Genomic DNA, 22,356 nt, shown 5'->3' on the forward strand with positions numbered 1-22,356 from the left:
TTCAGTTGTGCCGGGTAGGTTACACCCTGTCCCGGCCGGTAGCGTACGGGTTCGTGACGACCGTCTCCCCGACCCGGCCCCGGCCGGCCGAAGAAGCGCCGGACGGACCGCGACGATGGCGGGTCGGCTCAGTCGAGGTGCTCGCCGTCCTCCTCGTCCTCCTGGTCCTGTTCCGTACGCAGGTCGCCGACCTGATCAACGGGCCCCGGATCAGCACCTGGACGACGGTCTTCGTCTCCGTGATGGTGCAGGCGACCCCGTTCCTGGTCTTCGGGGTGGTCCTCTCGGCCGTGATCGCGGTGTTCGTGCCCCGGAGCTTCTGGGCGAAGGCGTTGCCGAAGCACCCCGCGCTGGCGGTGCCGGTAGCCAGCTGTGCTGGGGTGGTGCTCCCGGGCTGTGAGTGCGGCTCCGTGCCGATCGCGGGCTCCCTGATGCGCCGCGGGGTCACCCCGGCCGCGGCGCTGGCCTTCCTGCTGGCCGCCCCGGCGGTCAACCCGATCGTGCTCACCGCGACGGCGGTCGCGTTCCCCGGCCGGCCGCAGATGGTCGTCCTCCGGGCGATCGGCAGCTTGATCGTGGCGACCGGGATGGGCTGGCTCTGGCTGCGGCTCGGCAAGGCGGACTGGATCAAGCTGCCGCACCGGCCCGAACTCGACGACCTGTCGAAGTCGCGGGCGTTCTGGGCGTCCTGCCGCCACGACATCATCCACGCGGGCGGCTTCCTCGCGCTCGGTGCGGGCGCGGCCGCCACGATCAACGTGCTCGTGCCGGAGAAGTGGCTGCTGGCGGTCGCGCAGCGGCCGGTGCTGAGCGTACTGGCGTTGGCGGTGCTGGCCGTGCTGCTGTCGATCTGCTCGGAGGCGGACGCCTTCGTCGCCGCGTCGCTGTCGCAGTTCTCGCTCACCGCCCGGCTGGCGTTCCTCCTGGTGGGGCCGATGGTCGACCTCAAGCTGATCTCGATGCAGGCCGGCGTCTTCGGGCGCCGGTTCGCCACCCGGTTCGCCCCGGCCACCTTCGTGATGGCGACCGGGGTGGCCGGCCTCCTGGGGGTGGTCTTCCTGTGAACCGGCAGGCGCAATCCGTCATCATGCTGCTGCTCGGCGGGGCAGTCCTCAAGATCAGCCTCGGCGACCTCTATCTCCGCTATGTCAAGGAGGGGCTGCGGCCGTTCCTCATCCTCTCCGGCGTGCTGCTGGTAGCCGCGGCGGTCATGACGTTGTGGCACGAGTACCGCTCGGCGGAAGTCGGGGAGGACGAGTCCGAGAACCATGATCGCGGGCACGCGCACGCGCACGGCGGGCCCCTCGTCGGCTGGCTGATCATCGCCCCGGTGCTGGGCCTGCTGCTCGTCGCGCCGCCCGCGATGGGGGCGTACGCCGCCGGCCAGTCCGGTACGGCACTGTCCACCGCGGCCGAGTCGGACTATCCGCCGTTGCCGCCGGGCGACGTCGTGCCGATCACCGTCCTCGACTACGCCTCCCGGGCCGTCTTCGACAAGGGCGTGTCCCTCGGCGACCGCAAGGTGAAGCTCGTGGGCTTCCTCGTCACCAGCACGGACGGCCAACAGGTGCTCGGCCGCATGATCCTGTCGTGCTGTGCCGCCGACGCCCGCCCGATCAAGGTCGCCTTCGCCGGTCAGGGCCCGACCGGGATGGCCGACGACGCCTGGGTGGAGATTGTCGGCACCTACACCGACCGGACCATGCGGGACGCGGTCAACGACGAGATCATCCCGTTCATCGTGGTGACCTCGTGGCGTCCGGTCGACCCGCCCAAACAGCAGTACGAGTAGCCCCATTCCCTGCAGATCACGGTTATGCAGGCATCCGATGCCGCAGGAGGCATGCATAACCGTGATCCGCAGGAGTTAACAGACACCTACCGGCGGGTAAGACTGGGCAGTAACGTATAGGGCGACACCACTTGATCCCGTCCCACCGGGGGTGTACGCGAATGACCGCGACCGATGCCAAGCCACAGGTGACCGCAGCCCAGGCCCGGGAGATCCTCGAGTCGAGCCGCGATGAGTGGAAGAAGCCGAGTTTCGGCAAGCAGTTGTTCCTGGGCCGGTTCCGGCTCGACCTGATCAGCCCGTGGCCGCAGCCCGATCCGGAGAAGGCGGCCCGTGCCGAGGCGTTCCTGCCGAAGCTGCGGGAGTACCTGGCGAACAACGTCGACGGCGCGCAGATCGAACGGGAGTCGTTCATCCCCGACGACGTCTTCGCCGGCCTCGCCGAGCTGGGCTGCTTCGGCATGAAGATCGATCCGGAGTACGGCGGGCTCGGTCTGTCCAATCTGCACTACTGCCGGGCCCTGATGCTGACCGGGTCGGCGAACCCGTCGCTGGGGGCGCTGCTGAGCGCGCACCAGTCGATCGGCGTACCGCAGCCGCTGAAGATGTTCGGCACCCCGGAGCAGAAGAAGCGCTTCCTGCCCCGGCTGGCCGCCGGCGAGGTGTCGGCGTTCCTGCTCACCGAGCCCGACGTCGGGTCGGACCCGGCCCGCATGCGGACCAGCGCCACCCCGGTCGAAGGCGGCTACAAGCTCAGTGGCGTCAAACTCTGGGCGACCAACGGGACGGTGGCGACGCTGCTGGTCGTGCTGGCGCGCGTACCGAAGTCCGAGGGGCGCAAGGGCGGCATCACCGCGTTCGTCGTCGAGAGCGAGTCGGCGGGGATAACCGTCGAACGCCGCAACGCCTTCATGGGCCTGCGCGGCCTGGAGAACAGCGTGACCCGGTTCGACGATGTCTTCGTCCCGGCGGAGAACCGGATCGGTGAGGAGGGCCGCGGCATGCGCGTCGCCCTCGGCACGCTCAACACCGGGCGGCTGTCCCTGCCCGCGTCCTGCGTCGGCGCGCTCAAGTGGTGCACCGGGGTCGCCCGCGGCTGGGTGAACGAACGCGTCCAGATGGGCGTGCCGATCGCCAAGCACGAGGCCATCGCGACCAAGATCGCGTTCATCGCGGCCACCACCTACGGCGTGGAGAGCATGCTCGACCTCTGCTGCATGCTGGCCGACGACGACCGCAACGACATCCGCATCGAGGCGGCGCTCATCAAGCTCTACGCCTCCGAACTGGCCTGGCAGGCCGCCGACGAACTCGTGCAGATCCGCGGCGGGCGCGGATTCGAGACCGCCGCGTCGCAGGAGGCCCGGGGCGAGCGCGGCATCGCGGCCGAGCAGATCCTGCGTGACCTGCGGATCAACCGCATCTTCGAGGGCTCGACCGAGATCATGCACCTGCTCATCGCGCGCGAGGCGGTCGACCAGCACCTCAGCGTCGCGGGGGACATCATCGACCCCAAGGCCCCGACCGGCCGCAAGGTCCGCGCGGGCCTGCGCGCCGCCGGGTTCTACGCCCGCTGGCTGCCCACTCTCGCGGTCGGCCGCGGTTCCTTCCACGGGTACGCCGAATACGGCGACCTGGGCCGGCATCTGCGGTACGTGGAGCGGTCGTCGCGCAAGCTGGCCCGGCAGACGTTCCGGGGGATGGCCCGCTGGCAGGGCAAGATGGAGTTCAAGCAGAGCTACCTGAGCCGGATCGTCGACATCGGAGCCGAGCTGTTCGCGATCGCGGCCACCTGCGTACGCGCCCAGGCGTCCGGCCGGGCCGAGGAGCGGGAACTGGCCGACCTGTTCTGCCGGCAGGCCCGGGATCGGGCCGAGCGGGCGTTCCGCCGGTTGCACCGCAACACCGACGCCGCCGACGTACGCGGTTCGACCCGGATCGTCGACGGCCGGTACGCCTTCCTCGAGGACGGCATCCTGCCGCCGCCGGAGTCGGGGGACTGGGTGGCGACCTGGGAGCCCGGACCGTCCAGCGAAACCGACGTACGCCGCCGCCTCCCCCACATCACCCGCTAACCCCACCGCGCCGCCCCACTTGCGGTCGGCCTAGCGCGAGCGCGGCCAGGGCGCCCGCCAAAGGGGTCAGCGCGAAGTGAGCCGCGTACGCAGGCCGAGGCGGCGTAGTTCCAAGGCGGCCAGGCTGTCCATTGTGCCCGGGTCACCGGCGCGCCACTGGCTGGCCGTGTCGTCGGGGAGGGTGGCGAGCCGACGCAGCGACGCACTCGTCAGTGCGCGTAACGCGAGCAGTTCGACGCCGCCCCGACGGCGGCGCAGCCGGGTCGCCGCGCTGGCCGCCCGCACCCACCGCACCCGCAACGGCAGCCAGAGCGCCAGGGCCAGCAGGATGGGGATGCCGCCGATCGCCCAGCCCAGGATCAGGGCGAGATCGTGGACGACGTCCTGCTGGCTTTGGCCGGCTTCGGCCAGCGACTTGGCGGCCTCGGCCGCCTTGCCGAACGGGACGCCGAGCTTGTCCCCGACCAGCGGGATGCCGTCCGCTTTGGACTGTGCGTCGGCCAGATTGTCGGCCAGGCCGTTGCCCGCGTCCTCGATCTTGCGGCCGGGCGTGGCCAGCTCCATGATCAGCTCGAACACTCGGTGGCCCAGCCAGATCCAGGCGGCGGTCCAGGCCGCCACGAAGACGTCGGCGAAGAGCTGGCGGGCGAACCGGAAGGGCTTTTCCGCGTAGAGCTTCGGCATACGTCCATAGTGCCCATTCCTGTCGATGAATAGGCGTTGCCGCGCGAGGTTGCTAGGCCGTCAGGGTCGCCGAGATCCCGTCGAGGAGGTAGCCGAGTCCGACGTCGAAGCTGGATCCGGTGGTGGGATCGAAGTCCGGGGCGGACACCGTGGCCAGCCGGGCGAAGTGCGGATACTCCTCGATCCGGCCGGACGCGACGATGTCGGCCGGGTCGACGGCGGGCCCGAGGCCGCCGGGCGCGGACAGTTGCGACGCCCCTCGCACGTACGCGTTGACGGCGAAGACCATGTCGAGGATCTGGTGGTCCGTTGCACCGGCGGTGGCCAGGATGTCCAGCGCCGCCTCGCCCCAGGCCAGCTCGTTCGGCCCGACCTCACGGGCCTGTCCGATGATCCCGATCGACCACGGGTGCCGGTGGAACACGTCCCGAGTGGCGTACGCCCAGCGTTGCAGGGCCGCTCGCCATTCGCCGTCGCGCAGTCCGGCCGGGGGAGCGCCGATGACGCTGTCGAGCATCAGGGCGACGAGTTCGTCCTTGCCGGGCAAATATCGGTAGAGCGACATCGTCCCCGCCCCGAGCCGGGTGGCCAGTGTCTTCATCGAGACCGCGGCCAGCCCTTCCGCGTCCGCCAGGCTGATCGCCTCGGCGACGATGCGCTCCAGGCTCAGCGCGGGCTTCGGTCCCCGCGCCGCCGACGGCCGACCGGTCCACAGCAGACTCACCACTTGCCACCCTTCTGCGTATGGCATACGCTTTTCTGCGTACGTCGCACGCAGTCACCCTAACAGAGGAGTCGCTATGAAGCGCCCCTGGATCGGTCCCCTCGCCTTCGTCGTCCTGGTGTTCCTCGCCTTCTCGTTGCCGCCCTACCTCAGCTTCACTCCCGACAACTCCCGGCTGCCGCTGGACCCGCGGTACCCGTGGCACTTTCCGCTGTTGGTCGGTCACATCTTGTTCGGCACCGTCGCGCTGATCGCGTGCTCGATGCAGATCTGGCCGTGGCTGCGGCAGAAGCGGCCGGCGTTGCATCGCTGGACCGGCCGGGTGTACGTGCTCGGCGGGGTGCTGCCGGCGGGCATCCTGGGGATCTTCGTCGGCGCGCTCGCCGTCACGCCGGGCTTCTCCGGCAAGGCCGGGAACGTCACGCTGGCGATCGTCTGGCTGTTCGTCACCTATCGCGGCTTCCGAGCCGCCCGCGCCGCCCGGTACGCCGAACACCGCCGCTGGATGATCCGCAGCTTCGCGCTCTGCACCTCGATCGTGGTCAATCGCTTGTGGACGGTGCTGCTCATCGTGGCGCTGTCCCCGATGCTGGACAGCCAGTTCGGCGGCGATCAGGACGCGCTGATCAAGCAGGCCGTCGAGGCCGGGATCTGGCTGAGCTGGATCGTCAACCTGCTGATCGCCGAGTGGTGGATCGAGCGTGCCCGCACGCCCAAGGGCCGCCGGCCGGCGCTCGCCCAGGCGTAACCTCACAGATCATTGCGCCCGCCATGTCGTTTCGCGCGGCGAGATGCCCGCCGAACAGCATGGCTGGCGCAATGATCACCTCAGCGGGCGGTGGCGCAGGCCGAGCACGTGCCGAACAGCTCCAGCGTGTGACTGACGTCGGAGTAGCCGTGCTCGGCCGCCACCTTGGACGTCCAGCTCTCCACCGCCGGCCCCTCGACCTCCACAGTCGCCCCGCACGACCGGCAGACCAGGTGGTGGTGATGGGTGTCGCTGCACCGCCGGTAGAGGTGCTCGCCGCCGGGCGGGCGCATGACGTCGATCTCCTCGGCGTCGGCGAGCGCCTGAAGCGTCCGGTAGACCGTGGTCAGCCCGATCGCGTCGCCGCGGTCGCGCAGCATCGAGTGCAGCTCTTGAGCGCTGTGAAACCCGTCGACCTCGCCGAGCAGGGCGGCGACGGCGGTGCGCTGACGGGTGTTACGCGGAGCGGTCATCAGCGATCCACTTTCAGGAGCACGTCGGGTGGGTCGCAGGCCGGATGGCCGGCCGGGATCGACCGTCGCCGCCAGGCCCGCAGGCCCGCCGATCCTACCGCCACGACCAGGAACAACGCGATCGCGAAGAGGGCGACCGTCGCCCCGACAGCGGTGTTCGACGGCCCGGCGATGACCACGCCGAGGACCGCGCTGGTCAGGCCCAGCGCCATCGACAACGCCATCGTGCTGCGGAAGCCCCGGGTGACCAGCTGCGCGGTCGCCACCGGCACGACCATCAGCGCGCTCACGAGCAACAGGCCGATCGAGCGCATGGCCGTGGTCACGGTCACGGCGGTGGTCACCGCGACGATCACATTGAGGGTACGCACGGGCAGGCCGGCGACTTTGGCGTACTCCTCGTCCTGGCAGACCGCGAACAACCAGGGGCGCAACCCGATCGAGACGATCAGGACGGCCACCCCGAGCACGACGATGGTCACCATGTCGGAGTTCCGGATGGTCAACGGCGAGCCGAAGAGGAACGCGTTGAGGCCCTGACTCGCGCCGCTGAGCCCGATCAGGAAGACGCCGCCGGAGATGCCGCCGTAGAAGAGGATGGCCAGCGCGATGTCGCCGGAGGTCTTGCTGCGCTCCCGGATGATCTCGACCGCGACCGCGCCGATGATCGCCACGACCGTCGCGACCAGCACCGGCGACTTGTGCATCAGTACGCCGATCCCGACGCCGGTCAGCGCTACGTGGCCGATGCCGTCGCCGATCAGCGACAGCCGCCGCTGTACGAGATAGACGCCGAGCGCGGGCGCGGTGAGCCCGGTGATCGCGGTGCCCAGCAGCGCGTACTGCATGAACTGGTAAGCGAAGATGCTCATGGGGCTTCCCAGAGGCTCGGCGAGGTTTGCGGCGCGTGCGGGTGCACGTGATCGTGCTCCGGATGGGCGTGGTGCTCGGCCGGTTCGGGCACCGGCCCGTCGTGCGCCACGAGCCCGTCGTGCAGGACCACCGCCCGGTCGATCAGCGGCGCCAGCGGACCCAGTTCGTGCGCGACCAGCGCCACCGAGCCGCCTTTGGCCACGAAGTCGCTCAGCGCCCCGGCGAAGGTCTCCTGGCTGGCCGCGTCCACCCCGGCGGTCGGTTCGTCGAGGATCAGCAGCTCCGGCTCTCCGGCCAGCGCGCGGGCGATCAGCGTACGCTGCTGCTGACCGCCGGACAGGGTCGCGACCGGATCGCGTACCCGATCGGCGAGACCGACCGCCTCGATGGCCGCCGTCACCGCAGCCTTGTCCGAAGCGGAGGCCGGGCGCCACCCTCGGCGGGCGAGCCGACCGGCCGCCACGACCTCGCCGACCGTCGCCGGTACGCCGCCGCCGGCCCCGAGCCGTTGCGGGACGTAGCCGATCCGGGGCCACTGGCGGAACCGGCGCAGCGGCGTGCCGAAGAGGCGGACCTCACCGGCGGTCAGTGGCACCAGCCCGAGGGCCGCCTTGATCAGCGTGGACTTGCCCGACCCGTTGGCGCCGAGCAGGGCGACGACCTCACCGCTGTGCACGGTCAGCTCGACGCCGCGCAGGACCGGGCGATCGCTGTACGCGACCACCCCGCGCCGGACTTGCAGGACCTCCGTCACGAACACCCCAGTGCGCTCTGCAACGCCGTCAAGTTCTGCCGCATCACCGAGAGGTAGTCGCCGGTAGATCCGGTGGGCAGCCCCTCGAGCGGGTCGAGGACCGCTGTCTTCGCCCCGACCTCTTTCGCGATCGTCTCAGAGATCTTCGGGCTCACCAGCGTCTCGGAGAAGATCGTAGTCGCGCCGTATTTCTTGGCCTCGGCCGCGATGTCCGCCAGCGACTGCGCGGTGGGCTCCTGCTCGGGGTCCAGCCCGGTCAGCGCGATCTGCGTGAGGTGGTAGCGGTCGGCGAGGTAGCCGAAGGCGGCGTGGCTGGTGAAGATCTCCTTGCGCTGGCAGGTCTTCAGGCCGGTCGCGAACTCCATGTCCAGTTCGGCCAGGTCGGCCGCGAGCTTCGCCGCGTTGTCGGCGAACTGCGCCTGGTGGGCCGGGTCGGCGGCGGTGAACTTGGCCGCGACGGTGGCGGCGATGGTCGACAGTCGGGTCGGGTCCAGCCAGACGTGCGGATCCTTGCCCTGGAGTTCCGGCGTCTCGCTGGCCTCCTCGCCGGTCGCGGTCAGCGTGGGTACCAGCGTGAGCACGTCGATCGCCTTGTCCTTGGCCTGCGCGTCGATGGCCTTGTCGACCTCGGGCTGGAAGCCCTTCAGGTAGAGGACGACCTTGGCCTCGGCGATCTGCATGAGCTGCTTGGGGCTCAGCTCGAGGTCGTGGGGCTCCGCGCCGGGCGCGGTCAGGTTGGTCACCTGGACGGCGTCGCCACCGATGCGCTGGGCGACGAACTGCAGGGGGTAGAAGGCGGCGACCACGGGCAGCTTGCCGTCGGCGCTCGCGCCGTCCTGCCCGCATGCGGCCAGGCCCCCGGCGAGCAGTACGCCCGCCGTCGCGACCGAGAGGAGGTGGCGAAGTCTCATGGTCACCACTCTCCTCTAGATGAGAATGATTGTCAAAAGCGTTTTCATGTTGTGACCCATTACGCTGTACAACCGGAGGAGGACGATCAGGATGCTGGTCTTCAACAGGTTCGTGGTCAGCCCCGAGTCCGGGGACGGCGTCGAGACCTTCGTCGAGCGCGCCCACGCGGCGCTGGCGGCGCTGGCGGCCCGGCCCGGCTATCTGCGGGGGGAGCTGACGCGGTCGCTGGACGAACCCGCGTCCTGGTGCCTGGTCACGGAATGGGCCAACGTCGGGGCGTACCGGCGGGCCCTGGGCGCCTTCGAGGTGAAGATGACCGCCACGCCGCTGCTGGCCGAGTCGCTGTACGAGCCCGTCGCGTACGAGTCGCTCGCGAGCGCGCCGCCCGGCGGCCCCGTCGAGCCGCGGACTAGCGACCGAGTTGTATAGAGTCGGTGACCGTGACGCAGCCCACGCTTGAGGGCGTCCCGCCCGGCCCCGGCGCCCGGCCGCCCTTCGTCGCGGCCCCGACCGAGGGGTCGTCCACGCGCCTCTGGTGGGGACTCGGCACCGGGGCGGTGGCCCTGCTGCTGTTCTGCGGTGGCGGCATCGCTCTGCTGGTCGGGCTTGCCATCACCGGCGTACGCGCGGTGGAGGATCAGGCGAACCAGACGGTCACGCGCTATCTCTCCGCCTTGGAGCGCGGCAAGCCCGCCGAGGCGTACGACCTGGTGTGCGCGGAGATGCGCAAGCACTATGACGTCGACGAGTTCGCGGCGCTGGAGCGGAACGTCACCACGAGCACCGGATACACCGTCGGTGAGGTGGATCTCAACACCCTCCAGGTGCCCGTCACCCTGGAGTACGCGTCCGGTCCGGACCGGAATGTGACGTACCAGCTGGCCCAGGACAGCTCGACCGGGCGCATCGAGGTCTGCGGCACGGCCTGACCCTCGGGCACGCGTCCGGGGCGCTCCAGTAGCGTTAATCGGGTGCCGGTCGCCGGACCGGCCCATATGGTCGTCTGGGTACACCCCCAGCGGCATCGCGCCGACAGCCAGCCGGCGCGCCGGGGAAGGCTTGCCTGAGCCGCAAGGAGTTCAGTCAGCCCTCCATGGAAGGAGCTATCTCTATGCCTGCGGATCGCATCGACAAGGTCGTCAATCTCGCCAAGAAGCGAGGCTTCGTCTTCCCGTCCAGCGAGATCTACGGCGGCACCCGATCGGCCTGGGACTACGGTCCGCTGGGCATCGAGCTGAAGGAGAACGTCCGCCGGCAGTGGTGGCGCTCGATGGTTCAGCTCCGTGACGACATCGTCGGCCTCGACTCGGCCGTGATCCTGGCCCGCCAGGTCTGGGAGGCGTCCGGCCACGTCCGGGAGTTCACCGACCCGCTGACCGAGTGCACCAAGTGCCACAAGCGGTTCCGGGCCGACCACCTCGAAGAGGCATTCCTGGCGAAGAAGCCGGACGCGGTCTTCGACCTGGCCGAGCTGAACTGCCCGAACTGTGGCAACAAGGGCACCTTCACCGAGCCGCGGATGTTCAACGGCATGATGAAGACCTACCTCGGCGCCGTCGACAGCGAAGAGGGCCTGCACTACCTGCGCCCCGAGACGGCCCAGGGCATCTTCGTGAACTACAACAACGTCTCGAACTCGGCCCGCAAGAAGCCGCCGTTCGGCATCGCCCAGGTCGGCAAGAGCTTCCGCAACGAGATCACGCCAGGCAACTTCATCTTCCGGACCCGTGAGTTCGAGCAGATGGAGATGGAGTACTTCGTCGAGCCGGGCACCGACGAGAAGTGGCACGAGTACTGGCTCGAAGAGCGCTGGAACTGGTACATCAGCCTCGGCATCAACCCCGAGAACCTGCGTTTCTTCGAACACCCCAAGGAGAAGCTCTCCCACTACGCCAAGCGTACGGTCGACATCGAGTACCGCTTCCAGTTCGGCGGCACCGAGTTCTCCGAGCTGGAGGGCATCGCCAACCGGACCGACTTCGACCTCTCGACGCACTCGCGGGAGTCCGGCGTCGACCTGTCCTACTTCGACCAGGACAAGGGCGAGCGCTGGTTCCCGTACGTCATCGAGCCGGCGGCCGGCCTCACCCGCGCGGTGCTGGCGTTCCTGCTCGACGCGTACGACGAGGACGAGGCGCCCAACACCAAGGGCGGCGTCGACGTGCGTACCGTGATGCGCTTCGACAAGCGCCTGGCGCCGGTCAAGGTGGCGGTGCTGCCGCTGTCACGGAACGAGAAGCTGTCGCCGAAGGCCCGGGAACTGGCCGCCACGCTCCGGCAGCGCTGGACTGTCGACTTCGACGACGCCCAGGCGATCGGCCGCCGCTACCGTCGTCAGGACGAGATCGGTACGCCGTACTGCGTCACCGTCGACTTCGACACGCTCGAGGACGACGCGGTCACGGTTCGCGACCGCGACACGATGACCCAGGAGCGCGTCCCCCTCGCCGAGGTCGAGAGCTACCTCGTCGAGCGCCTGCCCGGCTGCTAGCTCCTATCGTGCTACCGCGCCCCGTCGCCTTCCCTGGCGGCGGGGCGCTCGCCTTGCCGGCGGGCGCCGCATGGTCGTCGGCAGCCGACGATCTGCCACGCGAGAGCTTCATGATCGGCGGCTGCCGACATTCTCTGGGGTCCGCGCGTCCGTGATCGGCGGCTGCCGACGATTTAGCGGGCCGTGCGTCCGTGATCGGCGGCTGCCGACGACCTTGCAGGTCTGCGCCCCCTTGATCGGCGGCTGCCGACGATCACAGGCGGGAAAGCGGGCTGATCGTCGGCAGCCGCCGATCGTTCCGGGGCGGCCGGACCGATCCGTCCCGCGATAATCAAGGTGAGAGCGGGCGAGGGCAGCGGATACCCTGGCGGGTGACATGAGCACACCCGAGGAGAGCCGGCCCGAGCGCCCGACGCAGCGCCCCGCAGACGGACAGACGCCGCGAAAAGCCGCCAATCGCCGCCGCAGGCCGCGCCGACCCGAGACCCGGTCACCCCGACCGGAAGCCGCCCCCGAGGGCAGCCCCGAAGCCACCGGCAAAGGCCGCCTGGAGACCCGTGAGGGTCGTCCAGAAAAGCGGGCAAGCCGGGAGCGTAGGCCGGAGCGGCGGGAGCGCCGAGGGCGCACGCCCGAGCAGCTCCAGCGGCGGCGCGAGAGCGTACCGGTCATCCGGTATCCCGAAGAACTGCCGGTCAGCCAGCGGAAAGACGAGATCCTGGCGGCCATCCGCGATCACCAGGTGGTGATCGTCGCGGGTGAGACGGGGTCGGGTAAGACGACGCAGCTGCCCAAGATCTGCTTGGAGCTGGGCCGGGGTGTCGACGGCATGATCGGGCACACCCAGCCGCGGCGGCTCGCGGCGCGCACGGTGGCCGACCGGATCGCCGAGGAACTCGGGGTCGAGCTGGGCCAGCAGGTCGGCTTCCAGGTTCGGTTCGGCAGCAGCGTCGGCGAACAGACCCTGGTCAAGCTCATGACCGACGGCATCCTGCTGGCCGAGCTGGCCCACGACCGGCGGCTCACGGCGTACGACACGCTCATCATCGACGAGGCGCACGAGCGCAGCCTCAACATCGACTTCATCCTCGGCTACCTCAAGCAGCTGCTGCCCAGCCGGCCCGACCTCAAGGTCATCATCACCTCGGCGACGATCGAGACGGAGCGATTCGCCCAGCACTTCGCCGACGCCGACGGCAAGCCCGCCCCGATCATCGAGGTCTCCGGGCGGACCTACCCGGTCGAGATGCGCTATCGCCCGCTCGTCGTGGAGGGGGATGAGGAGGACACCGACGAGGTCCGCGACCAGGTCACCGCGATCTCGGACGCGGTCGACGAGCTGGCCGCCGAGGGCCCCGGCGACATCCTGGTCTTCCTCTCGGGCGAGCGCGAGATCCGCGACACCGCCGACGCCCTGACGCGCCGCCAGCTCCGCTTCACCGAGATCATCCCCTTGTACGCCAGACTCTCCACCGCCGAGCAGCATCGCGTCTTCTCGCCGCATACGGGGCGGCGAATCGTGCTCGCCACGAACGTCGCGGAGACGTCGCTGACGGTGCCCGGCATCAAATACGTCATCGACCCCGGCACCGCCCGGATCTCCCGGTACAGCCAGCGCCTGAAGGTGCAGCGGCTGCCGATCGAACCGGTGTCGCAGGCCAGCGCCAACCAGCGGGCCGGCCGATGTGGCCGGACGAGCGACGGCATCGCCGTCCGGCTCTACTCCGAGGAGGAGTACCAGTCGCGGCCGGAGTTCACCGATCCGGAGATCCTGCGGACCAACCTCGCCTCGGTCATCCTGCAGATGGTGGCGCTGCGGCTGGGCGAGGTCGAGGACTTCCCGTTCATCGATCCGCCGGACCGGCGCAACATCCGTGACGGCTACGACCTGCTGCACGAGCTGGGCGCGTTGACCGCCGAGGGCACGCTGACCCCGGTCGGGCGACGGCTGGCCCGCATCCCGGCCGACCCGCGACTGGGCCGGATGATCCTGGCGGCCGAGGGGACGGGCTGCCTGCGTGAGGTGCTCGTGATCGCGGCGGCTCTGTCCATTCAGGATCCTCGCGAACGCCCGCAGGACAAGCAGCAACAGGCGAGTCAGTCCCACGCCCGGTTCGCCGACAAGGAATCGGACTTCCTCGCGTACCTCAATCTCTGGAACTATCTGCACGAGCAGCAGCAGGAGTTGTCGGGCAATCAGTTCCGCCGGCTCTGTAAGTCCGAGTACCTGCACTATCTCCGCGTACGCGAATGGCAAGACCTGTTCGGGCAGCTGCGCCGGGCGGTGGGGGACAACGGCGACCAGCGTGTGGCGGTGAGCGCGGCGCCCGACCCGGACAAGTCGATCGACGGCGACGCGATCCACCAGGCGTTGCTGGCCGGGCTGCTGAGCCACATCGGTCTCTACGAGCAGGAGAAGCGCGAGTACGCCGGAGCGCGCGGCGCGAAGTTCGCGATCTTCCCCGGATCGGTGCTCTTCAAGCGGTCGCCGCGCTTCGTGATGGCGGCCGAACTTGTGGAGACGACGCGACTGTGGGCGCGGACGGTCGCCAAGATCGAGCCGGAGTGGGTCGAGCAGCTGGCCGGTCATCTGGTCAAGCGGTCCTACAGCGAGCCGCACTGGTCGCGGAAGGCCGCCGCCGTCCTCGCCTACGAGCGGGTCACCCTGTACGGCGTACCGCTGGTGGTGCAGCGCCGGGTGAACTTCGGGCAGATCGACGCGCCGCTGTCGCGGGAGCTGTTCATCCGGCACGCCCTGGTCGAGGGCGACTGGGACACCCGGCACGAGTTCTTCGCGAAGAACAAGGAGCTGCTGGGCGAGGTCGAGGAGCTGGAGAGCCGGGCCCGGCGTCGGGACATCCTGGTCGACGACCAGACGCTGTTCGACTTCTATGATGGCCGGATTCCCACTGACGTGGTGTCGGGGCGGCATTTCGACAGTTGGTGGAAGACCGTCCGGCGCCAGCAGCCCGACCTGCTCACCTTCGACCTGGACATGCTGGTCAACGCCGGAGCCGGCGGGGTCGCCGAGGCGGACTTCCCGGACGGGTGGCGTACCGGGGAGCACGAGTTCCCGCTGACCTATCAGTTCGAGCCGGGCGCCGCCGCCGACGGCGTGACCGTCCACATTCCTCTTCCCGCCCTCGCCGGGCTGACCACCGAAGGCTTCGACTGGCAGATTCCAGGGCTGCGGGAAGAACTCGTGACCGCGTTGCTGCGCGGGCTGCCCAAGGTGCTGCGGCGGCATTTCGTGCCCGTCCCGGATCACGCCAAGTACGCCCTGACGCAGCTCAAGCCGTACGACGGAACCCTGCTGGAGGCGCTCGGGCGGCATCTGCACCGGCTGGCCGCCGTCGAGATCCCGTACGACGCCTGGGATCTGTCGCGTGTCCCGGACTACCTGCGGATGACCTTCTCTGTCGAGGACGACGGCAAGGTGCTCGCGACCGGCAAGGATCTGGCCGCGATCCAGGAACAGCTGCGGCCGAAGACCAAGGAGGTCTTCCACGAGGCGGTCTCCGATGTGGAGCAATCGGGGCTCCGGGACTTCCCGGCGGCGGAGATCCCCCACTCGGTCGAGCGCAAACGCATGGGCTACACGGTCACGGCGTACCCGGCGGTGCACGACGAGGGCGACTCGGTCGGCGTACGCCTCTATGAGAGCGAGGCCGAGCAGCAGAAGGCGATGTGGCGGGGCACCCGCCGGCTGCTGATGCTGAACCTGCCGTTCTCGCCGGTCCGCTACCTGTCGAGCCGGTTGGACAACTCCGCCAAGCTGGCGCTGAGCCGGGGCCCGCACGGCAGTGTCGCAGCACTCCTCGACGACTGCGTCGCCTGTGCCGTCGACCGGGTCATCGCGGAGAGCGGCGGCCCGGCCTGGGACCCGTCCGCGTACGCGAAACTGTCGACCACCGTCCGCGAGCGCCTGTTCGACGCGTTCGAGGAGGTCGTCTCCAAAGTAGAGTTGATCCTCAAGGCGTCGTACGAGATCGAGCGGCGGTTGAAGGCGGTGTCCAACATCGCGTACGTGGCCGCCGTCAACGACATCCGCAAGCAGCTCAGCGGGCTGATCCGCCCCGGCTTCGTGGCCGAGACGGGCTGGTGGCTGCTGCCGCACCTGCAGCGCTATCTGAAGGCGATCGAGATCCGGCTGGAGAAGCTGCCCGGCAACATCCAGCGCGACCGTTCCCACACGGATCTGATCCACGAGATCCAGCAGGAGTACGCCGACGTCGTCGCCCAGCTTCCGCCCGCCCGCCGGGCGGCCGACGCCGTCACCCAGATCCCCTGGATGATCGAGGAGCTGCGGGTCAGCTACTTCGCGCAGAGCATGGGGACGGCGTACCCGATCTCCGACGTGCGGATCTTCCGCGCGATCGACGCCCTCTGACGCCAGACGCCGCTAGCGGAATCGGCTGGGGGAGAAGAGCGCGAGGTCGAAGGGCGGGACGGCGTCGGTCGCGAGGTCGGCCAGGATCTCACCGACGACGGGCACGAATTTGAACCCGTGCCCGGAGAATCCGGCGGCGACGGTCACCCGGTCGGAGACGGGTCCGATGACGAAGTTCTCGTCCGGCGTCAGCGTGTAGAGGCATTGCTTGCCCCCGGCGTACGGGGCGTCCGCGAGACCGGGGAGACGCGGGCGCAGCCAATCGCGTACCGGTAGCTCCTCGTCGGGACGCGGCGGCTCGGCGCCGGCGTCCGCGTCGACGGTCTCGGGCCTGGGCGGGGCGTGGAACGCGGCCTTGACCTGGCCCTCATACGCGGGCACCCCGTACGCCGTGAGCCCGCCCGCCTCCCAGATCCAGGCCGGGAACTCGGCGGGAGCGAAGCCGGGACCGGGCCGCCAGAAGTGCTGGACCCGGCGTTCCACGCGGAGCGGCAGGGCGCCGAGGAGGCCAGGCGCCCAGCCGCCGGGCGCGACGATCAGTCGCTCGGCTTCCAGCCGGCTGCCGTCGGCCAGCGAGACGGACACTCCGGCCAGCGTCTCGCTATATGAGACGGCGGCTGTGCCAAACCTCAGCGTCGCGCCCGCACGCTCGGCGAGGCCGAGGATCGTCGAGATCGCGATCTCGGGCGTGAGGAATCCGGCGGCCGTGTCGAGGACGGCTACCTCGTCCTCGGCCGGGTGGAACTGCGGGAAGCGGCGGCGGATCGCGTCCGCGTCGAGCAGTTCGTACGCCAATCCGTGCTCGCGCGCGCTGGTCAGCGCCCCGCTCACGGTGGGGCTGTCGGGCCGGCCGAGGTTCAGCCCGCCGGTCGGGGTGACGAGGCGAACTCCGGTGGCCCGCTCCAGCTCGGCCCAGAGCTGGTAGGTCCGCCGCAGGAGTGGGACGTAGGCCGCGCCTTCGGCGTAGGTCATGCGGATGATCCGGGTGCCGCCCGCGTGCGCGCCGCGTTCGTGCGGTGGCGTGAAGCGGTCGACGCCGACCACGTCGAGACCACGCGCGGCCAGCGTGTACGCCGCCGCGGAGCCCATGCTGCCCAACCCGAGAACGATCACTTCCGGCATCGGGACACGATAACGCCGCCCAGCCTTGGGAGCGTTCCCATACTGTGACATCTGCATTGCTGGATTCGTGATCACGTGATGCGCTTGCCGCACTGGGCCTCTCCCACGGCCCTGACGTCCCCGTGCTGATCACCTCCGAAGGGAGAACAAGGTGAAGATCAGACGCGCGACGGTGGGACACTCCATTGTGGTGGGATTGATCGCGGCGGTCGTCGCCGCGCTCATTCCAGCCACAACCTGGGCACATGGCGCGCTGCTGACCCCCGGCAGCCGCACCTATCTGTGCTACAAGGACGGTCTCACTTCCACGGGCGAGATCAGACCGACCAATGCCGCCTGCCAGAACGCCCTAGCGGTCGGCGGCGCCCAGCCGTTCTACGACTGGTTCGGCGTACTCCGGTCCGACGGCGCCGGGCGTACCACCGGGTTCATTCCCGACGGCGCGCTCTGCAGCGGCGGCTTCACGAAGTACGCGGGCTTCGACGCCCCGCGCAACGACTGGCCGCTCACCCACCTGACCTCAGGTGCGGCCTTCAACTGGACGTACGCCGCCTGGGCCGCCCACCCCGGCTGGTTCTACCTGTACGTCACGAAGGACGGCTACAACCCCAACCAGGCGCTGACCTGGGCCGACATGGAGTCGACGCCGTTCCTGTCGGTGGACCACCCGCCGCTCAACGGCTCCGCCCCGACCGGCAACTACTACTGGGGCGGCAACCTGCCGAACAAGACCGGACGGCACGTCATCTACTCCGTCTGGAAGCGGTCGGACAGCACCGAGACCTTCTACGGCTGCTCCGACGTCGTCTTCGACGGCGGCAACGGTGAGGTCACCGGCATCGGCGGGGGCACCAACCCGTCGCCGTCGCCGTCGGTCACGACGAGTTCGTCGCCGAGCGCTTCGGCTTCCCCGAGCGCCAGCGTGAGTCCCACCTCGTCCACCCCGGCGCCCACGGGGGCCTGCACGGCCACCTACTCGATCGTGAACACCTGGGGCGGCGGCTTCCAGGGTGAGGTGGTGGTCAAGGCCGGCTCAGCGGCCCTGAGCGGCTGGACGGTGAAGTGGACCTTCGCCAACGGCCAGACCATCAGTCAACTGTGGAACGGCACGCTGACCGCGTCCGGGTCCAGCATCACGGTCAAACCGGTGAGCTGGAACTCCTCGGTGCCGGCCGGCGGATCGGTCAGCGTGGGCTTCCTCGCCACGCAGACCGGCACGAACGCCGTACCCACCGTCACCTGCACCAGCCCCTAACCCTCACCCGTTAGGCGCAGATCACGGTTACGCAGGCCAAACCCGCAGGGGGAAGCCTGCGTAACCGTGATCTGCAACCAATCCGTCAGAGGGCGGAGCGGACGGCGTCGGCGAGCGGAGTCGTCGGGCGGCCGAGGAGCCGGGCGAGGTCGCCGCTGTCGGAGACGAGTTCGCCGCGCGCGATGCCGAGGTCGGCGTCGGCCAGGGCGGCGGCGTAGCCGGCGTCGAGCCCGAAGCCGGTCAGGGCCTCGGCGTACGCGTCGGCCGCCAGATCGGCGTAGGCGACCGGCTGCCCGGACACCGCGGCCAGCTCAGCGGCGTACTCGGCCATCGTGAACGGCTCGTCGGCGGCGAGTTCGTAGACCTTTCCGGCGTGCCCGTCCGTGGTGAGGACGGCAGCGGCCGCGGCGGCGTAGTCGGCCCGCGGCACCGCGCCGACCCGGCCCGTTCCGGTGCTGCCCAGCACGGTCCCGGCGGCGATGGCGGCGGCGGCCGAACCGGTGTAGTTCTCGGTGTACCAGCCGTTGCGCAGGAGCGCGTACGCCAGGCCGGAGGCGGCCAGGTGGGCCTCGGTCTCCTTGTGCTCCGTGGCCAGCGCGACGCCGGTCGTGTCGGCGTTCAGGATGCTCGTGTACGCCAGGAACGGCACACCGACAGCGACGGCGGCGTCGATGGCGTTCTTGTGCTGCGGCACCCGCTGCCCGACGACGGAGGCGGAGATCAGCAGCACCTTCTGCGCTCCGGCGAACGCGTCCTTGAGCGACTGCGGGTCGTCGTAGTCGGCCCGGCGTACTTCGACGCCCTGGGCGGCCAGGTCGGCGGCCTTCTCAGGGGTGCGGACGGCGGCGACGATCTGCCCCGCGGGTACGCCCCGCGCCAGCAGGTCTGCGACGACGAGGCGGCCGAGCTGCCCGGTGGCACCGGTGACGACGATCATGATGCGTTCTCCCTGGTCGAGATGAGTGATGCTCGCCAGCAATACTGCACTAACTTTTCGAAAGTGCAAACCGATGGTGAGCGCCGACATAGCGGATAGTGCTGCATGAGCGCGTACCGTGGAGGCATGACCGAGCGCATCCCCGAGATCGAGCCGAGCGACGAGCTGATCGCCGACGTGTTCGCCCGTGGCTGCGACTCCCGCAACGCGCTGGAGGACATCGCCGGCAAGTGGGGCATCCTCGCGTTGGTCGCGCTCGACGAGGGCGCGTACCGATTCAACGCGCTCCGTCGCCGGGTCGACGGGGTGAGCGAGAAGATGCTGGCCCAGACCCTTCAGACGCTCGAACGCGACGGCATGGTCAGCCGCGACGTGCAGGCCACCATCCCGCCCCGCGTCGAATACAGCCTCACGGCGCTCGGCAAGCAGGTCGCCGACCGGTTGCGCGGCCTCATCGACCTCCTCGAAGGCCGGCTGCCGACCGTCCTCGCCGCGCAGGCCGCGTACGACGCGAAGAAGCAAGGGTGACCGCGACCCGGCTCACCGAGGTGCCGCTGCTCCCGGAGATCCGGCTCTACCAGGCCGCCGAGCAGACCGGCCTGTTCGACGGCGGCTACTCCAGCGACCGCCCGCCGCCGTTCTGGGCGTTCGCCTGGCCCGGCGGCGTCGCCCTGGCCCGCCATCTGCTCGACCAGCCCCAGACCGTGCGCGGCCGCCGGGTGGTCGACCTCGGCTCCGGTTCCGGGGTGGTCGCGATCGCGGCCTGGCTCGCCCAAGCCCAAGGGGTACGCGCGGTGGACACCGACCCGGAAGCGGTGACCGCGATCGAGCGCAACGCCGTCGCCAACGGAGCCCAGGTCGAGGCGGTGCTCGGCGCGGCGGACCCGATGCGGATCGGCGACGCGGAAGTGGTCCTCGTCGGCGACGCCTTCTACACCGCGTCCGTCGGGGCCGCCATGACGAAGCTGCTCACCGCGACCGCTCGCCGGGGCGTCGAGGTGCTCGTCGGCGACCCCGGCCGAGGTTTCCTGCCGCGTCGCCTGCTGACCGAGGTCGGCCGCTACGACGTCCCGGTACGCCGGGCGCTGGAGGACACCGGCGTCAAACCGACCACGATCTGGCGCTTCACCTAGGCGGTTCCCAGACGGCGGAGTCGTGGGCGAACAGCACCCGCTTCGGGTCGAACTCCAGCAACCGTTCCAGCCACGGGCTGTGCGGCGCGGCGCCGACGGCGTACGCGAGGTGGTCGTGGGAGAACTCCGAGGCGAAGTCGTGTGCCTGCCCGGCCAGTACGACCGTGCCGTCGTCCAGGCGTACGACGAGGGACTGGTGGCCGTCGGTGTGCCCGGGAGTCGGAATGATCCACACCCCGGGCCAGATCTCCATCTCGCCGTCCAGGTCCTCGTAGCGAGCGCCGGTGAAGTCGACCAACTCGGGCAGGGTGTACTCGGTGGTACGCGCGGTGGTCAGCTCGGTCCGCTGGGCCAGGATCGGCGTACCGGGGAACAGCGGGTTGCCGCCGCAGTGGTCGAAGTGCAGGTGGCAGTTGACCACGAGGGAGACCTCGCCGAGGTCCACGCCCGCGTCCGCCAGCGCGGTCCGCAGATCGCGCCGATGCGGCTGGTAATGCTCGTCGACCTCCGGATGCGAGCCGATGCCGGTGTCGAACAGCAGCACGCCCTCCGGGCGGCGCACCACGTACGCCAGGATCGACTCCACCCGGGGATGCTCGGTGCCGGCTTCGGACGCGGGCCGGATGATGTGTCCGAGGTCGAGCCGTCGCAGCATTCGCGCACCCCTTAGGTTTGAGCCGTGCCCGACCTTCGCTTCGAATCCGTCGAGGAATCCGTCGAGTCTGCGGAAGTGCTGCTCGACTGGCAGCACGTCCACAATCTGATCATCCCCACCGACCCGCTGTCGGTCGAGGAGATCCGGGTACGCGCTCAGCGGAACCGGCTCGCCGTGGCGTACTCGGGTGACCTGCTGATCGGCAACTACACCGTCCGGCCGCCGGCCGGCGACCCGACCGCGGCGACCGTGATCGCCCGCGTCCTGCCCGAGCACCGGCGGCAGGGCTACGGCGAGCTGATCTACCGGCACGCCCTCGCCGTCGCCGCCGACCTCGGGGCGACCGCCGTCGAGACGGTCGTCTTGGAGTCCAATGCGGACGGACTGCGATTCGCGCTGCGGCACGGCTTCGCCGAGATCGACCGCTACGTCCTCGACGGGGCCACGATCGCGTTCGTGGACCTGCGGCGGGACAGCCTCACCGGCTGAGTCCCCGCAGCTTGTCCGGGTTCACCTGCATGCGTACGCCGGTGATCCGGCCGTCGGCGAAGTCGAAGCAGACGGCGCCGACCGGCTGCCCGGCCACCGTGCCGAGGATGCCCAGCTCCCCGTTGATCTGGACGAGTTCCAGCTCGGCGCCCTGCGACTCCGGCTTGGCGAAGACGCCGAGGAGCCAGCGCGCGACACCGTCGGCGCCCAGCAGCGGGCGGCGGGCCGCGGTGACCTTGCCGCCGCCGTCGGACCAGCAGACGACGTCGGGGGCCAGCAGTTCCATCATCGCGTTCAGGTCGCCCCCGACACAGGCCTGCCGGAACCGGTCCACTGCCTGATCGCGTACCCCTTGGTCGACGTCGAAGCGCGGCCGACGGGCCGCGACGTGCGCGCGAGCCCGAGTCGCGGTCTGGCGCACCGCGGGCTCGGACTTGTCGAGAATGGCCGCGATCTCGGCGTGGCTGTACCCGAAGACGTCATGGAGCAGGAAGATCGCGCGCTCGCCGGGGCTGAGCGTCTCCAGGACGACGAGCATGGCCACCGAGATCGACTCGGCCATCTCCACCTCCTGCCCGGCGTCTGGGGTCGTGAGAACCGGCTCGGGCAGCCACGGCCCGACGTAGGTCTCGCGGCGGGCGCGGGCGGAGGTGAGCTGGTTGAGGGAGAGGTTGGTGATCGTCTTGACCAGGTATGCACGCGGATTGGCGACCTGGCCGGCGTCCACCTCGCGACAACGCAGCCACGCCTCCTGCACGAGGTCCTCGGCATCGGCGACGCTCCCCGTCATCCGGTACGCGACGTCGAAGAGCAGCCGCCGATGCTCGGCGAAGACCTGGGTGTCGATCATGT

At 69.8% G+C, this 22,356-nt stretch carries 22 protein-coding genes; 12 read left to right on the forward strand and 10 right to left on the reverse strand.

The features are described from left to right. Positions 1-53: 53 nt before the first annotated feature. The 3 genes from HDA40_RS29905 to HDA40_RS29915 all read left to right on the forward strand — a co-directional run bounded on the left by HDA40_RS29905 (position 54) and on the right by HDA40_RS29915 (position 3,867). Positions 54-1,064, forward strand: a complete 1,011-nt coding sequence (locus HDA40_RS29905) for a permease (protein WP_253761137.1) — start codon at positions 54-56, stop codon at positions 1,062-1,064. Then, positions 1,061-1,792, forward strand: a complete 732-nt coding sequence (locus HDA40_RS29910) for a TIGR03943 family putative permease subunit (protein ID WP_253761138.1) — start codon at positions 1,061-1,063, stop codon at positions 1,790-1,792. Before HDA40_RS29905 ends, HDA40_RS29910 begins: the two co-directional genes overlap by 4 nt. Before the next feature lie 161 nt (positions 1,793-1,953). Beyond that, complete coding sequence (locus HDA40_RS29915) at positions 1,954-3,867, forward strand: acyl-CoA dehydrogenase family protein (RefSeq protein ID WP_253761139.1); 1,914 nt, start codon at positions 1,954-1,956, stop codon at positions 3,865-3,867. A gap of 66 nt (positions 3,868-3,933) precedes the next feature. Here HDA40_RS29915 and HDA40_RS29920 read toward each other — a convergent pair whose 3' ends face one another. Both HDA40_RS29920 and HDA40_RS29925 read right to left on the reverse strand, forming a co-directional pair. Further along, positions 3,934-4,551, reverse strand: a complete 618-nt coding sequence (locus HDA40_RS29920; protein WP_253761140.1) for a hypothetical protein — start codon at positions 4,549-4,551, stop codon at positions 3,934-3,936. A 52-nt stretch (positions 4,552-4,603) separates the two neighbouring features. Beyond that, on the reverse strand, positions 4,604-5,275 hold the full coding sequence (locus tag HDA40_RS29925) for a TetR/AcrR family transcriptional regulator (RefSeq protein WP_253761141.1): 672 nt from the start codon (positions 5,273-5,275) through the stop codon (positions 4,604-4,606). Between the two features lie 76 nt (positions 5,276-5,351). Between HDA40_RS29925 and HDA40_RS29930 the strand changes: the two genes are divergently transcribed. Continuing rightward, positions 5,352-6,023: a DUF2306 domain-containing protein gene (locus HDA40_RS29930; protein WP_253761142.1), complete on the forward strand. Its 672-nt coding sequence runs from the start codon at positions 5,352-5,354 to the stop codon at positions 6,021-6,023. 80 nt (positions 6,024-6,103) lie between these two features. Here HDA40_RS29930 and HDA40_RS29935 read toward each other — a convergent pair whose 3' ends face one another. Genes HDA40_RS29935 through HDA40_RS29950 form a run of 4 tightly spaced genes read right to left on the reverse strand, consistent with a single transcriptional unit; the run spans position 6,104 to position 9,034 of the window. Beyond that, positions 6,104-6,496, reverse strand: coding sequence for a Fur family transcriptional regulator (locus HDA40_RS29935; protein ID WP_253761143.1), 393 nt, complete (start codon positions 6,494-6,496; stop codon positions 6,104-6,106). Beyond that, the gene (locus HDA40_RS29940) at positions 6,496-7,368 is read right to left on the reverse strand and encodes a metal ABC transporter permease (protein WP_253761144.1); all 873 of its coding nucleotides are present in this window, start codon (positions 7,366-7,368) and stop codon (positions 6,496-6,498) included. Before HDA40_RS29940 ends, HDA40_RS29935 begins: the two co-directional genes overlap by 1 nt. Continuing rightward, positions 7,365-8,123 (reverse strand): metal ABC transporter ATP-binding protein, encoded by a 759-nt coding sequence (locus tag HDA40_RS29945; protein WP_253761145.1) that lies wholly within the window; start codon positions 8,121-8,123, stop codon positions 7,365-7,367. Before HDA40_RS29945 ends, HDA40_RS29940 begins: the two co-directional genes overlap by 4 nt. Next, a complete protein-coding gene (locus HDA40_RS29950) occupies positions 8,120-9,034 on the reverse strand; it encodes a metal ABC transporter substrate-binding protein (RefSeq protein ID WP_253761146.1) in 915 nt (304 codons plus the stop codon). The genes HDA40_RS29945 and HDA40_RS29950 overlap by 4 nt, the downstream gene beginning before the upstream one ends. A gap of 91 nt (positions 9,035-9,125) precedes the next feature. On the opposite strand from HDA40_RS29950, the gene HDA40_RS29955 reads away from it, so the two are divergent. The 4 genes from HDA40_RS29955 (at position 9,126) to hrpA (ending at position 15,913) form a co-directional block, all read left to right on the forward strand. After that, the gene (locus HDA40_RS29955; RefSeq protein ID WP_253761147.1) at positions 9,126-9,464 is read left to right on the forward strand and encodes an antibiotic biosynthesis monooxygenase family protein; all 339 of its coding nucleotides are present in this window, start codon (positions 9,126-9,128) and stop codon (positions 9,462-9,464) included. A gap of 11 nt (positions 9,465-9,475) precedes the next feature. Beyond that, the gene (locus tag HDA40_RS29960; protein ID WP_253761148.1) at positions 9,476-9,964 is read left to right on the forward strand and encodes an Rv0361 family membrane protein; all 489 of its coding nucleotides are present in this window, start codon (positions 9,476-9,478) and stop codon (positions 9,962-9,964) included. A 182-nt stretch (positions 9,965-10,146) separates the two neighbouring features. Then, positions 10,147-11,526, forward strand: coding sequence for a glycine--tRNA ligase (locus HDA40_RS29965; RefSeq protein ID WP_253761149.1), 1,380 nt, complete (start codon positions 10,147-10,149; stop codon positions 11,524-11,526). Between the two features lie 376 nt (positions 11,527-11,902). Further along, positions 11,903-15,913 carry an ATP-dependent RNA helicase HrpA gene (gene hrpA / locus HDA40_RS29970; RefSeq protein WP_253761150.1) on the forward strand — a complete coding sequence of 1,337 codons (4,011 nt, stop codon included), beginning with the start codon at positions 11,903-11,905 and terminating at the stop codon, positions 15,911-15,913. A gap of 12 nt (positions 15,914-15,925) precedes the next feature. On the opposite strand, the gene solA is transcribed toward hrpA, so the two are convergent. Further along, positions 15,926-17,035 carry an N-methyl-L-tryptophan oxidase gene (solA, locus tag HDA40_RS29975; protein WP_253761151.1) on the reverse strand — a complete coding sequence of 370 codons (1,110 nt, stop codon included), beginning with the start codon at positions 17,033-17,035 and terminating at the stop codon, positions 15,926-15,928. Positions 17,036-17,186: 151 nt separating this feature from the next. Between solA and HDA40_RS29980 the strand changes: the two genes are divergently transcribed. Continuing rightward, a complete protein-coding gene (locus HDA40_RS29980; RefSeq protein WP_253761152.1) occupies positions 17,187-18,290 on the forward strand; it encodes a lytic polysaccharide monooxygenase auxiliary activity family 9 protein in 1,104 nt (367 codons plus the stop codon). Positions 18,291-18,375: 85 nt separating this feature from the next. On the opposite strand, the gene HDA40_RS29985 is transcribed toward HDA40_RS29980, so the two are convergent. Next, on the reverse strand, positions 18,376-19,227 hold the full coding sequence (locus tag HDA40_RS29985) for an SDR family oxidoreductase (RefSeq protein WP_253761153.1): 852 nt from the start codon (positions 19,225-19,227) through the stop codon (positions 18,376-18,378). A gap of 126 nt (positions 19,228-19,353) precedes the next feature. On the opposite strand from HDA40_RS29985, the gene HDA40_RS29990 reads away from it, so the two are divergent. After that, positions 19,354-19,755 (forward strand): winged helix-turn-helix transcriptional regulator, encoded by a 402-nt coding sequence (locus HDA40_RS29990; RefSeq protein WP_253761154.1) that lies wholly within the window; start codon positions 19,354-19,356, stop codon positions 19,753-19,755. Continuing rightward, positions 19,752-20,360, forward strand: a complete 609-nt coding sequence (locus HDA40_RS29995) for a class I SAM-dependent methyltransferase (protein ID WP_253761155.1) — start codon at positions 19,752-19,754, stop codon at positions 20,358-20,360. The genes HDA40_RS29990 and HDA40_RS29995 overlap by 4 nt, the downstream gene beginning before the upstream one ends. Here HDA40_RS29995 and HDA40_RS30000 read toward each other — a convergent pair. Further along, positions 20,353-21,015 carry an N-acyl homoserine lactonase family protein gene (locus HDA40_RS30000; protein WP_253761156.1) on the reverse strand — a complete coding sequence of 221 codons (663 nt, stop codon included), beginning with the start codon at positions 21,013-21,015 and terminating at the stop codon, positions 20,353-20,355. The genes HDA40_RS29995 and HDA40_RS30000 overlap by 8 nt on opposite strands. Before the next feature lie 24 nt (positions 21,016-21,039). Between HDA40_RS30000 and HDA40_RS30005 the strand changes: the two genes are divergently transcribed. Next, positions 21,040-21,504, forward strand: a complete 465-nt coding sequence (locus HDA40_RS30005) for a GNAT family N-acetyltransferase (RefSeq protein WP_253761157.1) — start codon at positions 21,040-21,042, stop codon at positions 21,502-21,504. On the opposite strand, the gene HDA40_RS30010 is transcribed toward HDA40_RS30005, so the two are convergent. Continuing rightward, on the reverse strand, positions 21,494-22,354 hold the full coding sequence (locus HDA40_RS30010) for an RNA polymerase sigma-70 factor (protein WP_253761158.1): 861 nt from the start codon (positions 22,352-22,354) through the stop codon (positions 21,494-21,496). The genes HDA40_RS30005 and HDA40_RS30010 overlap by 11 nt on opposite strands. Between the last annotated feature and the right edge of the window lie 2 nt (positions 22,355-22,356).

Origin of the sequence: Hamadaea flava (genome assembly GCF_024172085.1) — a bacterium.
Classification (GTDB): Bacteria; Actinomycetota; Actinomycetes; order Mycobacteriales; family Micromonosporaceae; genus Hamadaea; species Hamadaea flava.

Bases quoted from the DNA above. Each gene is read 5' to 3' on its own strand.
- HDA40_RS29915 (WP_253761139.1), top strand. From the start codon at position 1,954: ATGACCGCGACCGATGCCAAGCCACAGGTGACCGCAGCCCAGGCCCGG.
- HDA40_RS29920 (WP_253761140.1), bottom strand. From the start codon at position 4,551: ATGCCGAAGCTCTACGCGGAAAAGCCCTTCCGGTTCGCCCGCCAGCTC.
- HDA40_RS29930 (WP_253761142.1), top strand. From the start codon at position 5,352: ATGAAGCGCCCCTGGATCGGTCCCCTCGCCTTCGTCGTCCTGGTGTTC.
- HDA40_RS29935 (WP_253761143.1), bottom strand. From the start codon at position 6,496: ATGACCGCTCCGCGTAACACCCGTCAGCGCACCGCCGTCGCCGCCCTG.
- HDA40_RS29940 (WP_253761144.1), bottom strand. From the start codon at position 7,368: ATGAGCATCTTCGCTTACCAGTTCATGCAGTACGCGCTGCTGGGCACC.
- HDA40_RS29950 (WP_253761146.1), bottom strand. From the start codon at position 9,034: ATGAGACTTCGCCACCTCCTCTCGGTCGCGACGGCGGGCGTACTGCTC.
- HDA40_RS29955 (WP_253761147.1), top strand. From the start codon at position 9,126: ATGCTGGTCTTCAACAGGTTCGTGGTCAGCCCCGAGTCCGGGGACGGC.
- HDA40_RS29965 (WP_253761149.1), top strand. From the start codon at position 10,147: ATGCCTGCGGATCGCATCGACAAGGTCGTCAATCTCGCCAAGAAGCGA.
- hrpA (WP_253761150.1), top strand. From the start codon at position 11,903: ATGAGCACACCCGAGGAGAGCCGGCCCGAGCGCCCGACGCAGCGCCCC.
- solA (WP_253761151.1), bottom strand. From the start codon at position 17,035: ATGCCGGAAGTGATCGTTCTCGGGTTGGGCAGCATGGGCTCCGCGGCG.
- HDA40_RS29985 (WP_253761153.1), bottom strand. From the start codon at position 19,227: ATGATCGTCGTCACCGGTGCCACCGGGCAGCTCGGCCGCCTCGTCGTC.
- HDA40_RS29990 (WP_253761154.1), top strand. From the start codon at position 19,354: ATGACCGAGCGCATCCCCGAGATCGAGCCGAGCGACGAGCTGATCGCC.
- HDA40_RS30000 (WP_253761156.1), bottom strand. From the start codon at position 21,015: ATGCTGCGACGGCTCGACCTCGGACACATCATCCGGCCCGCGTCCGAA.
- HDA40_RS30010 (WP_253761158.1), bottom strand. From the start codon at position 22,354: ATGATCGACACCCAGGTCTTCGCCGAGCATCGGCGGCTGCTCTTCGAC.